The following is a 13,597-nucleotide window of genomic DNA, read 5'->3' on the forward strand; positions in this document are numbered from 1 at the left end:
GCGGAAACGCTGGAGTACCCGACAACAAGGCTGACCAGTTGGTGCTGAACGCACTGACAGGACGCTGAGCCCCCTGTTTCCCGACTGATGGCCATGGGTAGGCAATGGCGTACGAAATCATCTTCACGCCATTCCCACCAGCAGTACTCTCCCACCCATAACTCCTGCAAAAAATTCCATATACGGAAATCTATTTCTACATGTGAAAAACAGTTTGACACCTTTGACGTCACTTCATAGCCTGTAGGCCAAATTCAGGAGGAGTGATGCATGCGCACTGACAAGAACTTCATCAACAACGAATTCGTCGCCTCATCCCAGGGCGAGATGATTTCGGTCTACAACCCGGCCACCGAAGCACTGGTAGGTCAGGTGCAGGCAGCAACCACTGACGAAGCGCTTGAAGCGGTGAGCATTGCGGCCAAGGCTCAGAAGGACTGGCGTGCCAAGACCAGCACCGAGCGTGCCGGCTACATGCACAAGCTTGCCGAGGCGCTGATGGCGCGCAAGGATGCCATCGGCCAGGCATTGGCAGATGAGTCCGGCAAGAGCCTGGAAGACGCCACCAATGAAGCCGTCTACGCCGCCGACATCACGCGCTACCACGCCGAGTGGGCACGTCGTATCGAGGGCGAGATCGTCCCCAGCGACACTCCCAATGAAAGCCTGCTGCTGCAGCGCGAGCCCATCGGCGTCGTGGCCTGCCTGATTCCGTTCAACTACCCGGTGTTCACCCTGCTGCGCAAGATCGCCCCGGCGCTGATCACCGGCAATGCCGTGGTCGTGCGTCCGAGCAACAACACCCCGACCTCCGCCTTCGAGATCGCCAAGGCGATTCAGGATGCCGGCATTCCGGCAGGCATCGTCAACATCCTGGCGATGGACCACGGCACCGCGGAAGCCGTCTGCACTCACCCCAAGGTGGGCATGATCACCCTGACCGGTAGCGTCGGCGCCGGTCGCAAGGTGCTGGAATATTCCCAGGTCAACATCGCCAAGTCCTCACTGGAACTGGGCGGCAAATCACCGGCCATCGTCGAGCCGGATGCCGACCTGGCCAAGGCAGCGGCACAGATCGCGGCCTCTACCCTCACCAACTGTGGCCAGCTGTGTACCGCCATCGAGCGTGTCTATGTGCACGAATCCGTCTATGACGATTTCGTCGCCCAGCTGAAGCAGCAGATGGAAGGCGTCAAGTTCGGCAACCGTCTGGAAGATGCCAGCCTGATGGGGCCGCTGATCAACGAGAATTCGCGCCTCAACATCCATCAGATGGTGGAACGCGCCATCGATGACGGCGCTACTCTGGAAATCGGCGGCTACATCCCCGAAGGCAAGGGTCACTTCTACCCGCCGACCCTGCTGACCGGTTGCCGTCAGGACATGGAAATCGTGCAGGAAGAGATCTTCGGCCCGGTACTGCCGGTGCTGACCTACAGCGATGTGGATGAAGCGCTGGCACTGGCCAATGACCACCAGTTCGGTCTGGCCTCCGTGGTCTTCACCGATAACTATCGCACCGCCATGAAGGTCGCCAACAACATCGAAGCCGGCGAGCTCTACATCAACCGCACCCCGGCGGACCCCTACCAAGGCTACCACGCCGGCTGGAAGCGCTCTGGCCTGGGCGGTGATGATGGCAAGCACGGCATGCTCGACTACACCCAGACCCGTCTGGTCGTGATGAACTACTGATCACGCCATTCCGTTTTACCTGTCACGCCTCCGGGGGGCCCTACTCCCCGGAGGCCCTGACGCCCCACCCCATTTCTTTCCGGAAGCACGCTGTTGGCGTCGAATGTCTGCATCCCAGGCAGTGCGCTTCCACACCATCCTGCTAGCCAGTGACCACTGAAAGGCCTGCCACCATGAAAGTTGTCAGTTGCGAGACACACATCGTCGCCACCCCGCCGCCCCACGTCGGCGGCATGTACTGGATCTTCGTTCAGCTACGTACCGCTTGCGGCATTGAAGGGGTCGGTGAAGTCTACGCCGCCACCTTCCATCCGGAAGTCATGAGCAAGGCGATCGCCGATGTCTTCTCGCGTTATCTGGAAGGCAAGAACCCGCATCATATTGAACGCCTGTACCGCGAAGCCTTTTCCAGTGGCTTCACCCAACGCCCTGATCTCACCATGATGGGCGTGCTGAGTGGTCTCGAGATGGCCTGCTGGGACATCGTCGGCAAGGCGGCTGGCCTGCCGGTCTATGAGCTGATCGGTGGCAAGGTCCACGACAAGCTGCGCTCCTACACCTATCTGTACCCCAAGGATGTACGCGGCAACTACGACTATGACAACGTCGAGCTGGCTGTCGAATGCGCACTGGAAAACCGCGAGAAGGGCTTCACCGCGCTGAAGTTCGACCCGGCCGGCCCCTACACCGCCTACTCCGGCCAGATGCTGTCTCTGGAAGGCATGGACAAGAGCGCCACCTTCTGCCGCCGCATCCGCGAAGCGGTCGGCAACAGCTGTGATCTGCTGTTCGGCACCCACGGTCAGATGACGCCGGCATCCGCCATTCGTCTCGCCAAGTATCTCGAGCCGTATGACCCGCTGTGGCTGGAAGAGCCGGTGCCGCCGGGACAGAGCGAGGCCATGGCGCGTGTGGCAGACCACACCTCCATCCCGGTCGCGACCGGTGAGCGCCTGACCACCAAGTACGAATTCCACGATGTGCTCAAGAACAACGCGGCCTCCATCCTGCAGATGAACCTGGGACGCGTCGGCGGCATTCTGGAAGGCAAGAAGATCGCGGCGCTGGCAGAAGTCCATTACGCCCAGATCGCCCCGCATCTCTACAACGGCCCGGTCGGCGCCGCGGCCAGCATCCAGCTGGCGACCGCCACACCCAACTTCCTGATTCAGGAAAGCATCGGCACCTGGGATGGCTTCCACGCCGATGTGCTCAAGGAGAAGATCGAGTGGCGTGATGGCTACATCATCCCCTCCACCAAGCCGGGCCTGGGGGTTGAACTGGACATGGACGTGGTCAAGGCCAATTCGCCTTACACCGGCCGAACCCTGCACCTGAGCATGGACCCGCGTCCCTATGACGTGAAGGAACAGTCCAGCACCGACTGGAAGCGCAAGCCGGAGGCGTAACGCCGATGCAATACGATTTCATCATTGTCGGTGCCGGGTCGGCGGGGTGCATCCTCGCCAACCGGCTGAGCGCCAGCGGACGCCACAGGGTGTTGCTGCTGGAGGCCGGCGGCAAGGACACCTCGCCCTGGATCAAGGTGCCGGTCGGGTTCGCCAAGACCTACTACAACCCGACCTACAACTACATGTATTACAGCAAGGAAGAAGCCGCGATGGGGGGGCGCAAGATCTATACCCCCCGCGGCAAGGTGCAGGGTGGCTCCGGCTCCATCAATGCGATGATCTATGTCCGGGGCCAGGCCTCGGACTTCGATGACTGGGCGCGCGCCGGCAACGACGGCTGGTCCTATCGCGAGGTACTGCCCTACTTCAAGCGTCTTGAATGCCACCCGGATGGCGACACCGAGTATCGCTCCGGCCAGGGGCCGATCGGCATCACGCCGCTGAAACATGGCGCGCACCCGATCTGCCAGTCGTGGCTGGAAGGTGCCCGCGAGCTGGGTTACACGCTCAATGATGATTTCAATGGCGAACACTTCGAGGGTGCTGGCATCTATGAGGCCAACATCCGCAAGGGACAGCGGGACTCCAGCAACACCGCCTACCTGAAGCCGGCACTGTCACGCGACAACCTCACGCTCAAGCATATCTGTCGGGTGGAGCGCGTGACGCTGGAAGAGGCATCCGATGGCGGCAAGCGCGCCACGGGTGTCGTCTACCGGCTTGATGACGAGGTCATCGAGGTGACGGCACGGCGCGAGGTCATTCTCTGCGCTGGCGCCGTGGACTCCCCGAAGCTGCTGCAGCTTTCGGGGATAGGCGAGCGTGAGGCGCTGGCCACGCATGGTATCCAGACGCAGGTAGACCTGCCGGCCGTCGGGCAGAACCTGCAGGACCATCTGTGTGCCAGCTACTATTACCGCGCCAATCGCACCACGCTGAATGACGACTTCGCGTCCTTCTGGGGCCAGGCCAAGGCGGGACTGCAGTATCTGGTCAATCGCAGCGGCCCGCTGGGCATGAGCGTCAATCAGGCCGGGGGATTCTTCCGCGGCAGCGACGCGGAGTCAGAGCCGAACATCCAGCTCTACTTCAACCCGATGTCCTACCAGATTCCCAACGACCCGAAGGCCAAGCTGACGCCGGAGCCGTATTCCGGCTTCCTGCTGGCCTTCAATTCCTGTCGACCGACCAGCCGTGGCAGCATTTCACTGACCTCGGCAGACCCGGCGGCGCCGGCGACCATCTGCCCCAACTACCTCAGCACCCAGAAAGACATTGATGAGGTCATCCAGGGCAGTCGTCTGGTGCGCAAGCTGATGGGCGCGCCCGCACTCAAGGCCATCACCGAGTGCGAGGTCGCCCCGGCCGAGACGGTCCAGGATGAGGACAGCATGCTGGCGTACTTCCGCGCTCAGGGAGGCTCCATCTACCACCTGTGCGGCTCCTGCGCGATGGGCCCGGACAAGGCGAACGCCGTGGTCGACAGCCGGCTGAAGGTGCATGGTGTGGCGGGGCTGCGCGTCATCGATGCCGCCATCTTCCCCAATATCACCTCCGGCAACCTGAATGCGCCGGTGATGATGGTGGCGGAAAAAGGCGCGGACCTGGTGCTGGCCGATCACGCCGAGTGAGCCGAGGTCAGCCACCAATCCCGCGCACGGCCCATGGGTCTGGTACCCTATGGGCCGTTTTATTTTCAGCGCATGAGAGATGCCGTGTGTGGCATCGTTCATCCGTCGTCAAGGTGTCACAGCCCCGGATGCACGCCGCCTGTGGCCGAGATTCGCGTTTCGGAGTGTCCCCGCGTTCATGAATCACGAGAAGACCAAAGCCCCTGCCGTCGACCACAGTGTCATGATTCTGGATCTGCTTGCGGCAGCCTCCTACCCGCTGACGCTCTCGGAAATCTGCGAGTCCACCGGCATCTCGCCTGCTACCGGACACCGCGTGATCAACTCCCTGCTGCACCATCAGCTGGTCGCCCATGATCCCGGACGCAAGAAGTCCTACTGCATCGGCTCGCGCATCTTCCAGATCTCCTCGACGATCTACAACAAGCAGAGCCTGATTCCGGTCTTCTACCCCATCGCCGAGATTCTCAAGAACGAGATTCACCGCTCGATCTTCCTGTGTATCCCCATCGGGGATCAGGTGGTGGTGATCTCGAAGGTCGATGCCTCCGGCAGTGGCAGCTACAACCTCTACATCGGCAAGACCATGGCCCAGCACGCCTGTGCTGCCGGCAAGGCGATTCTCGCCATGCGCCCCGAGGCCTCATGCCAACTGTATCTGGAGGCTGCGACGCGGAGCACGCCTGGCCTGGCCGAACGCCGTGACGAGATGGATGCCGAGCTTGAACGTGCACAACGCCTGGGATATGCGGTGTCCAGCGGCGAGGCTGAAGGACAGCTGAGCTGTATCGCGGCGCCTGTGCTGAACATGCGCAACGAGCCCATTGCCGCCATCAGCGCCGTCATCAGCCAGGACTGCCTGAATCCGCAGCAGGCTCGCGCCTACTCCAAGCATCTGGTTCAGGCGGCGCGTCAGCTCTCCTCGCGCATCATCTGAGGTCGAAAACGGCACCTGGCGAGCCAGCCATGCTGCACCGCACAAAGTCTTGCCACTATATATAGGTATTTTTAGCACTGAGCATATAGGTATTTTTCAGTACTCAGCGATGTGACAGACGCGATGGGCGTTGCTCTGATAGCGAAGCGCATCCGCGACAGCCGACAAGCGCCTTGAGGGTGTCTTTTGTCGATGGCGCGAATGGTCGATGGCGCGAATGCAAGATACCCGTGATTCACAAGGCCAGCCTGGCCTCACGAATCACGGGCATCTTGCGTGGCATCACGGCAGCGTCATTCGCCTCCTGTCAGGAGATGACCGGCGCGCCGAGCAGTGCCTTGACCTCGACATATTCCGCCAGGCCTTCGTCGCCCCATTCACGGCCGTTGCCGGAACGCTTGTAACCACCGAAGGGCGCATCGAAGGAGAACTCTGCCCCTTGCAGATAGCATTGCCCTGCCTGCATGCAGCGGGCGATCGGCAATGCTGCCTCGGCGTCACGCGCATAGACCGCAGATGACAGGCCATAGATGCTGTCATTGGCGATGGCGATCCCCTGCTTCACGTCGTCGTAGGGCAGGATGCACAGCACCGGGCCGAAGACCTCCTCACGGGCGATCTCCATTTCATTGCTGACATTGGTGAAGATGGTCGGCCGTACATAGCAGCCCTTCTCGAGCCCTTCGGGCGGCTCGACGCCACCCAGCGCCAGCTCGACACCATCGTTGATGGCCCGCTGCACCAGATCAAGCACCCGCTCGCGCTGACGCTGGGAGACCAGCGGCCCCATGGTGGTCGCCGGATCATTCGGGTCACCCACCACCTGCTCATTGGCGATCTCGACCGCCAGGCGGGTCGCCTCTTCCATGCGCGAACGCGGCACCAGCAGACGCGTGAAGGCGTCGCAGGTCTGGCCGGTGTTGGCCATCACGTTCTCGACGTTCAAGCGCACGGCTGCGGCCAGGTCGGCATCTTCCGTCACCAGCAGCGGCGACTTGCCGCCCAGTTCCTGACAGACCCGCTTGACGGTGGGCGCGGCACTCTCGGCGACCTTGCTACCGGCAATGGTCGAGCCGGTGAAGGACACCATGTCGACCTGCGGATGGCCGGACATCACCGGGCCTATCTCGCTGCCCTCGCCCGTCACCACATTGAAGACGCCAGCAGGCAGACCGACCTTCTCGAAGATCTCGGCCATGATGAAGTCCTGCAGCGGCGTCTGCTCCGCCGGCTTGGCGATCACGGTGCAGCCTGCCGCCAGCGCCGGGGCCAGCTTGCCGATCAGCTGATGCAGCGGATAGTTCCACGGGTTGATCAGCGAGCAGACACCGATGGGCTCGCGCATCAGAGTCACATCGCCCTTGCGCTCGTCCTCTTCCATCTGGAAGGCACGTTCGGCGTAGTAACGCATGCCTTCGATGGGGCCTTCCACGTGCAGCGCGCCGGCCAGTTGCACCGGGCAACCCATGGTGAGCACCTGCACGTCGCGCAGCTCATCGAAGCGACGCTGCATCTCATCCGCTGCCGCCATCAGGATATCGTGGCGTTCCTGCGCGGATGTCGTGGACCAGGCAGGCAGCGCCTGACGTGCTGCCATGATGGCAGCCTCCACATCCTGCTCACCGGCGCGCGGCACACTGGCGCACAGCTCGCCGGTGGCCGGATTGATGACCTCCATGCGCTCGCGCCCGAAGGGTGCCTGCCAGTGACCATTGATGTAGAAGTTGTCGTGATGTTGCATGCCAGACCTCTCGTTGCTGGTGGGAGATAACACTTTCCCTGAGGGTGAGTCTCAAACGCAAATGCCCCGGAGGCCATTCACACGGCACTCCGGGGCAGTCTTCACGGCTCAGCTGCGGCCGGTAACGCCGACTTCGTAGCCGACTTCTTCCGGCTCGTCATCGGTCAGCTCTGCCGGGAAGCCGGTGCCGAGCACACGGACATCGGCGGCTTCCTCGAGACGACGGATGATATTGGAGGACCACTCACGCGGACCGAAGCGTTCCTGACCATCGCGGAAGATGTCCATCAGCATCGGGGAGATTTCCAGCGGCACATCCAGGTTCTTGGCCAGGGTGTCGAACAGGCCGACATCCTTGAGCACCAGATCCATGGTGAAGCTGATGTTGCGGCTTCCGTTCAGGATGACCTGGGACTCGGTCTCGTGGACGAAGGAGTTGCCCGAGGAAATCTTGATCGCCTCGTAGGTGGTATTCATGTCCATGCCGGCCTTCTTGCAGACGGTCAGGGCTTCGGCGACGGCGCACAGGTTGGCGGTGGCCAGATAGTTGGTCATCACCTTGAGCACAGAGGCGGTACCCAGCTCCCCGGTGTGCAGGACACGACGCCCCAGATTGGTCAGCACCGGCAGCACCTGCTCGAAGGATTCGCGGTCACCGCCGACGAAGATGGAGATATTGCCGGTGGCAGCGCGGTGGCAGCCGCCGGAGACCGGCGCTTCCAGTGCCTTGGCACCGGTGGCCAGCACCTTGTCGGCGATGCGACGCAGTTCGCCGTCGTCGGTAGTGCTCATCTCGAGCCAGATCTTGCCTTCACGCAGACCGGCGATGATGCCGTCGTCGCTTTCCATCACGGCGCTGCAGGCAGCCGGAGACGGCAGGCAGGTGATGACCATGTCGTTGGCTTCGGCGAGTTCCTTGGAAGAATCCGCCCACTTGGCACCCTGCGCGAGGAAAGGCTTGGCGGCTTCCGGGTCAAGGTCACGCACGGTGACGTCATGTCCATTGCGCAGCAGACTACCTGCCAGCTTGCCACCCACGTTACCGAGACCGATGAATCCGACTTTCATGTGCTGTCCTCTTTGCTGTCTGCCTGCTGGCTGTCCGGTGTACTGCACAGGGCCGCTTGGGACGGAGTGGAATCCTGTCCGTCGTGGCCCATGTCATCTTGAAGCTCACCCTACTGGCCGACCTGCCTGCCAACAATTCATAAGAATTTGGCGATTGGTAACAATTTTTTGTGAGCCCCCAGACCCCACGTCTCCGAACGAACAGCAAATGGCGAACAGCGATCAACCGGCAGCTGCCAGATGCCCAGCCCCCCCATAACTCAGAACACAGAACACAGAAGTCAGAACCCGGAAACAAAAAACGCCACCCGAAGGTGGCGTTGTCACGTAACAGCTCTCGCTCTGGCGGATCAGATGGGCACGCTGCGACTCTGTGCCTCCAGCCAGCCAAGGAGGGTCGCGACGCGGGGGTCCCGCTCCAGCTCGCGATGACAGACAGCCCCCCATTCACCGCGCCCGGTCGTCACCTGTCCGGTCGGGTTGATGAGTCGACCGTTCGCCAGGTCATCGTCGGCAAAGGGCCCGTTGACCAATGCGACGCCCTCCCCGCGCGCCGCCATCTCCAGGGCGACGGCCAGGGTGTCGACCACGATGCAATTGCGGGTGGGACACGGGCCTAGCGACAATGCCTCGAAGTAACTCTCCCAATTCCAGCCCTCGGTGTAGACCCCGATCAACGGCAGCGTCTTCAAGGCATCCGCGGCAACCGGGCGTGCATCGTCGCCCAGCAGCTGGGGGCTGCATACCGGGAGGAGGCGTGACTCGAACAACGGCTGCCAGTGCAGGTGGTCCGCCAGCGGCGCATCGCGAAAGACGATACCGACATCGGCATTGGCCTCATCGAACTCCCAGCCGAGACTGCACGTCATCAGCTTGAGCTCGACTTCAGGATGCATGGCCTGGAAATGCGACAAGCGAGGTGCCAACCAGCGAATCGAGGTCGTCACATAGACCTGAATCGTCAGCGGCTGGGCATGCTGCATCTGGCGCAGAGACTCGGCGCCTTGCACCAGGCCCGCCAGCGCTTCACGCACTACCGGATAGAAACGCTCGCCAGCCGCCGTCAGCACCACATGACGGCCTTCACGGGCAAACAGTTTCACCTCCAGACTCTCTTCGAGACGCTGAATCTGGTTGGCGATGGCCGGATGCGTCAGGTTCAGTTCCTCGGCAGCCGCGCGGAGACTCAGCAGACGCGCAGCAGCTTCAAACCCTTTCAGCGAACTCAAGGGCGGCAGTTTCTGCAGTGGCAGAGGGGTTGGCATAGACGACACTCACGAAAGGCAAAAGGCGAGCAGGAAGCAACCGGTATCCCATGAACGATAGACGTTCTCGACACACTCTCCCGTTCACGGCACACGGCTGCCATCTGGCTCTCTTTCGCCATGAGACAATGGCAAAGCGGGTGACCGTCGCTGACAGCCACCCGCACAATTGACCTCATGTTACCAAAGCCGCCATGCCGCGTAATGCCGATGCGCGTCGGCAAGCTACCCGGGGCCGGCTCAACAGGCCCGGCTCAACAGGCCCGGCTCAACCGGCCTGACTCAGACGGCCTAGCTCAGCAGGCGCTCGTCGAAGGGGTAGTCGGACAACAGCTCCACCTGACCATCGTCACGAATGTACAGCTGCTCTTCGAGCTTGACGCCTTCACCACCGGACTCATGCCCGATATAGCTCTCCACACACAGCGTCATCCCCGGCTTGAGGATGCCGTCGTAACCCTTGTCCTCGATATCCTCGCGATGAACGATGTAGGGATACTCGCCGTTCATCCCGACACCATGCGCCAGGGCAAAGTAACGACGCGCGCGGTAAGCGGGAGGGATTCGCCAGGCGCGTTCGGCGTATTCCTTGAAGCTGACCCCGGGCTTGAGATTTTCCATGTTGGTCTGGATCTGGTCATACGCCATGCGATAGAGCGATTTCTGCTCGGCGCTGGCCTCCCCCGAACCACACAGGAAGGTTCTCGAGAAATCCGCATAGTATCCGTAACGTCCCACCACATCGGTATCCAGTGCGACCAGTTCTCCTGCCTGGATGACACGGTCGGAACATTCCTGGAACCAGGGGTTCGTGCGCGGCCCGGAATTCATGAGGCGTGTCTCGATGAAATCGGCGTCTGTCTCGATGATGTGCTGGTGCAGCCGCGACCAGGCGTGATTCTCGGTGACGCCAGGACGGATGGAGGTCTCCAGTTTGCGCACCCCCTCCTCGACCGCTCTCAGGGAGGAGCGAATCATCTTTATCTCGTTGGGTACCTTGATGGCACGTGCCTGCTCAAGGGGCTCATGGGCATCCAACACCTGATAGCCACGCTGCTCGAGCATGAAAGCGGCTTCCGCAGTCGCGCTTTCGAGGGCGATCCGCTCACCTCCGCCACACTGGCGCACTAGGTCAATGATTTCATCCGCCCAGGCCCTGGTGACGTCTTGTGTATTCTTCTCATTGAAGTAATAGGAAATCGCCTTGGCCGGACGAATCTCGTCCACGGTCGGCAGATGGCTGGCCAGGTGTTCACACCCCGAGAACTCGAACAGCACGACCGGCCCTGCCGCGGGGACGAATACGTAGCGAGCGGGATTGCGTGAGCTGTATACCTGCATGTTGCGAGACCCGGTGGCATAGCGGACATGGGCCGGGTCGAACAGCACTGCCGCCGAGATATCGCGACGGGCCAGTTCCTGGCGAACACGCGCGAGTCGGTCGCATTGGATCTGCGCAATCTCTTCCGAAGTCGGTTCGCAGTCTTCCAGTGCATGGGTCGGGGCCAGAATGCCCATCGCTGTCAGGTCCATTTTCATGTGAAGTGCCCTGTGGGAAAAGTTCGGTCAAGCGCCAAGGCGCGTACAAGGGGGAAGGCGTCACGGGAATGTCGCGCCCGTCTCAGTCGAGCAGACCATCGGCACGCTGGACGTGCTGAGCTTCCGCCAGAATGTGCTGCTCCGAGACTCGTCCATACAGCTGACGCGTACGTTCAAGCCGGCCGACCACTCCCGGCGTTTCGGAATACGCGAAGATCGCCGTCAACCGGGGAACCTCACCCGACACCTGCGTGACGCGGTGCAGACTGAACCGCCCCTTGAACAACTGCAGATCGCCCGGGTTGAGGCTCAAGGTCTTCACCGCTTCACGCGACTCTCCCCGGATCACTTCGCCTACGGCAGCGTAGTGCTCATCGTTGGGGGTACGGATGCCGGGGCAATACTCGAACTGACCCCCGCTCTCGGGCTGTTGCGTCATCATGGTGACGATGAATTCGTTGGTGTCGTAGTGCCAGGGTTGCTCGGTGCCATCTGGCAGCACGTTGAGCACGAGCCCGGCAAAGGGGTCGGCATACTCGTACACCCGCTCACGACCAAGACAGGCCGACACCAGTTGCTTCATGGCCTGCGAGACGTACAGCCGCTGCATCAGGCTATCGGCAGGGATCATGTCACGCGTCACGAAGCCACTGGTGCGCGTCATGAACAAGCGACGCGGGTCCTGTTGGGGCAAGCGGTCGTCATCGGCCGTGAAATAGGCATTCACCTCACGGGTGTTGTAGAACGCGGTCTCGGCGAGACGGGCCGTTTCCGCTTGCATCTGCGCAAGGCGCTCCGGACGCAGAAATCCTCTCAATACGGCGCAACCCTCACGCTCGAGATCTTCACGCGCCTTGGCGATCGTGGCCTCAAGCGCTGGAGATCGGGGGTCATGCAGGGGGTAACGCTCGGTATCAACCAACGCGGAGAGATCGACGGTCTCGGCATCGGCCAATTGCGGGGGCATCGCGGAAGTCAGGTCAGTCACGGAGGTATCCTCACGTCGTGGGGCTGGGGGACAAGACAGCTCGTGGGTCAGGCACTATGCTGGCCAGAATCCATGCATTTGAGAAACGAGTCATTCCAATGAAATCCATCGGCAAACCCGATACATCAAGCGCAGACGCCCCTCGCCCGCTGCCATCGCTGGATACGGATCTCCTGCTGGCATTCGTGACGGTGGCCGACAGCGGGAGCTTCACTCAGGCGTCGCGGCATCTGCATCGCACGCAGTCCACTGTCAGTCTGCGCATCAGCACCCTCGAGGAGCGTCTTGGCTATCGACTGCTGATGCGAACCAGCCGTCATATGGAATTGACCAATGCCGGCCGAACGTTCCTGCGTTACGCACGACGCATCCTGCAACTGCAGCGCGAAGCCGTGGCGGCCCTCAGCGAAAACGACCACCCGATCACGTTGCGCCTCGGCTTGCCGGAGGATTACGCCACCACCTGGTTGCCAGAGCTGCTGGCACATCTCGGCGAGCGCCACCCCCAGATCCGTCCGCACATCCACTGCCGGATGTCCACGGAACTGCTGGAACAGCTCGATGCCGGCCAGCTGGATCTGGTCATCGCGGTCAGCCACAACCAACAACGCCAGGGGGAACTGCTGTCTCGCGAGCCTGTCGTGTGGGCGGCGCATCAACGCTTTGTGCTGGACCCCTCCGCTCCGCTGCCGTTGGCGCTGTTCCCCGAACAATGCATCTATCGCGAAAGGGCATTGTCCGCCCTGACCCAGGCAGAACGCAGTTGGCGTATCGATTCCACCAGTCAGAGCCCCAGTGGCTTGAGAGTCATCGTCAATCAGGGCCATGCCATCACGGTGGCAGATCGACGCTCGTTGCCTGAGGACTGGTGCGAGCTGGGCACCGAAGCGGGGCTTCCGGCGCTACCCACTGCCGAAATTGAACTCCATCGTTCCCCCAGCCTGACGCATCCGATCTTCGATACTTGCGCAGAGATGATTCGCGAATTGTTGCGAGAGAAACCTCAGGAGCGATGAGTCCTCATCAGGATCACTGGTCTTGCTGCTTATACGGGCGTTTTTACTATCTCCATTACGACCCCTGACATTCTGCCTGCGACAGGATGGAAGATTTTCCGATCTGCCCTGCAATACGCTGCACGGCAGTTCGCTGCATGTCACAGGGAGCCCGGAAAGCTGACGTCATTCCGCCTCCTCCTCGAGCACTGACGTTGCAAAATCAGATGATCGTCCCTACATGATCAGACGCTCATTCCCCCCCTTACCGATGAGGCCCCTGATCGGCGCAGACAAGACGTCAAGCGTCACCCCGAGATGATCGG

10 protein-coding genes are annotated in these 13,597 nt (G+C 61.5%); 5 read left to right on the top strand and 5 right to left on the bottom strand.

Annotated elements, in window-relative coordinates; all coding sequences use genetic code 11:
* Positions 1-270: 270 nt before the first annotated feature.
* From aldA to ACJJV2_RS10255, 4 genes are all read left to right on the top strand, one after another.
* Positions 271-1,695, top strand: a complete 1,425-nt coding sequence (gene aldA, locus ACJJV2_RS10240) for an aldehyde dehydrogenase (RefSeq protein ID WP_347421066.1) — start codon at positions 271-273, stop codon at positions 1,693-1,695.
* A 173-nt stretch (positions 1,696-1,868) separates the two neighbouring features.
* Positions 1,869-3,104: a mandelate racemase/muconate lactonizing enzyme family protein gene (locus ACJJV2_RS10245; RefSeq protein ID WP_347421065.1), complete on the top strand. Its 1,236-nt coding sequence runs from the start codon at positions 1,869-1,871 to the stop codon at positions 3,102-3,104.
* A gap of 5 nt (positions 3,105-3,109) precedes the next feature.
* Positions 3,110-4,738, top strand: coding sequence for a GMC family oxidoreductase N-terminal domain-containing protein (locus tag ACJJV2_RS10250; RefSeq protein WP_347421064.1), 1,629 nt, complete (start codon positions 3,110-3,112; stop codon positions 4,736-4,738).
* Positions 4,739-4,916: 178 nt separating this feature from the next.
* Positions 4,917-5,675, top strand: coding sequence for an IclR family transcriptional regulator (locus ACJJV2_RS10255; RefSeq protein WP_107335081.1), 759 nt, complete (start codon positions 4,917-4,919; stop codon positions 5,673-5,675).
* 307 nt (positions 5,676-5,982) lie between these two features.
* Here the strand turns inward: ACJJV2_RS10255 and ACJJV2_RS10260 are convergent, their stop codons facing one another.
* The 5 genes from ACJJV2_RS10260 to ACJJV2_RS10280 form a co-directional block, all read right to left on the bottom strand.
* Positions 5,983-7,416 (bottom strand): aldehyde dehydrogenase family protein, encoded by a 1,434-nt coding sequence (locus ACJJV2_RS10260; protein WP_347421063.1) that lies wholly within the window; start codon positions 7,414-7,416, stop codon positions 5,983-5,985.
* Positions 7,417-7,524: 108 nt separating this feature from the next.
* On the bottom strand, positions 7,525-8,484 hold the full coding sequence (locus ACJJV2_RS10265) for an NAD(P)-dependent oxidoreductase (protein WP_131431804.1): 960 nt from the start codon (positions 8,482-8,484) through the stop codon (positions 7,525-7,527).
* A gap of 350 nt (positions 8,485-8,834) precedes the next feature.
* A complete protein-coding gene (locus ACJJV2_RS10270; protein WP_347421062.1) occupies positions 8,835-9,749 on the bottom strand; it encodes a LysR substrate-binding domain-containing protein in 915 nt (304 codons plus the stop codon).
* Between the two features lie 291 nt (positions 9,750-10,040).
* Entirely contained in the window at positions 10,041-11,288 is a 1,248-nt protein-coding gene (locus ACJJV2_RS10275; RefSeq protein ID WP_215824260.1) for a Xaa-Pro peptidase family protein, read from the bottom strand.
* 82 nt (positions 11,289-11,370) lie between these two features.
* The gene (locus tag ACJJV2_RS10280; RefSeq protein WP_324692257.1) at positions 11,371-12,276 is read right to left on the bottom strand and encodes a phytanoyl-CoA dioxygenase family protein; all 906 of its coding nucleotides are present in this window, start codon (positions 12,274-12,276) and stop codon (positions 11,371-11,373) included.
* A gap of 98 nt (positions 12,277-12,374) precedes the next feature.
* On the opposite strand from ACJJV2_RS10280, the gene ACJJV2_RS10285 reads away from it, so the two are divergent.
* On the top strand, positions 12,375-13,292 hold the full coding sequence (locus ACJJV2_RS10285; RefSeq protein ID WP_225347896.1) for a LysR substrate-binding domain-containing protein: 918 nt from the start codon (positions 12,375-12,377) through the stop codon (positions 13,290-13,292).
* Positions 13,293-13,597 lie beyond the last annotated feature (305 nt).

Origin of the sequence: Cobetia sp. Ld8 (genome assembly GCF_045066615.1) — a bacterium.
Classification (GTDB): domain Bacteria; phylum Pseudomonadota; class Gammaproteobacteria; order Pseudomonadales; family Halomonadaceae; genus Cobetia; species Cobetia amphilecti.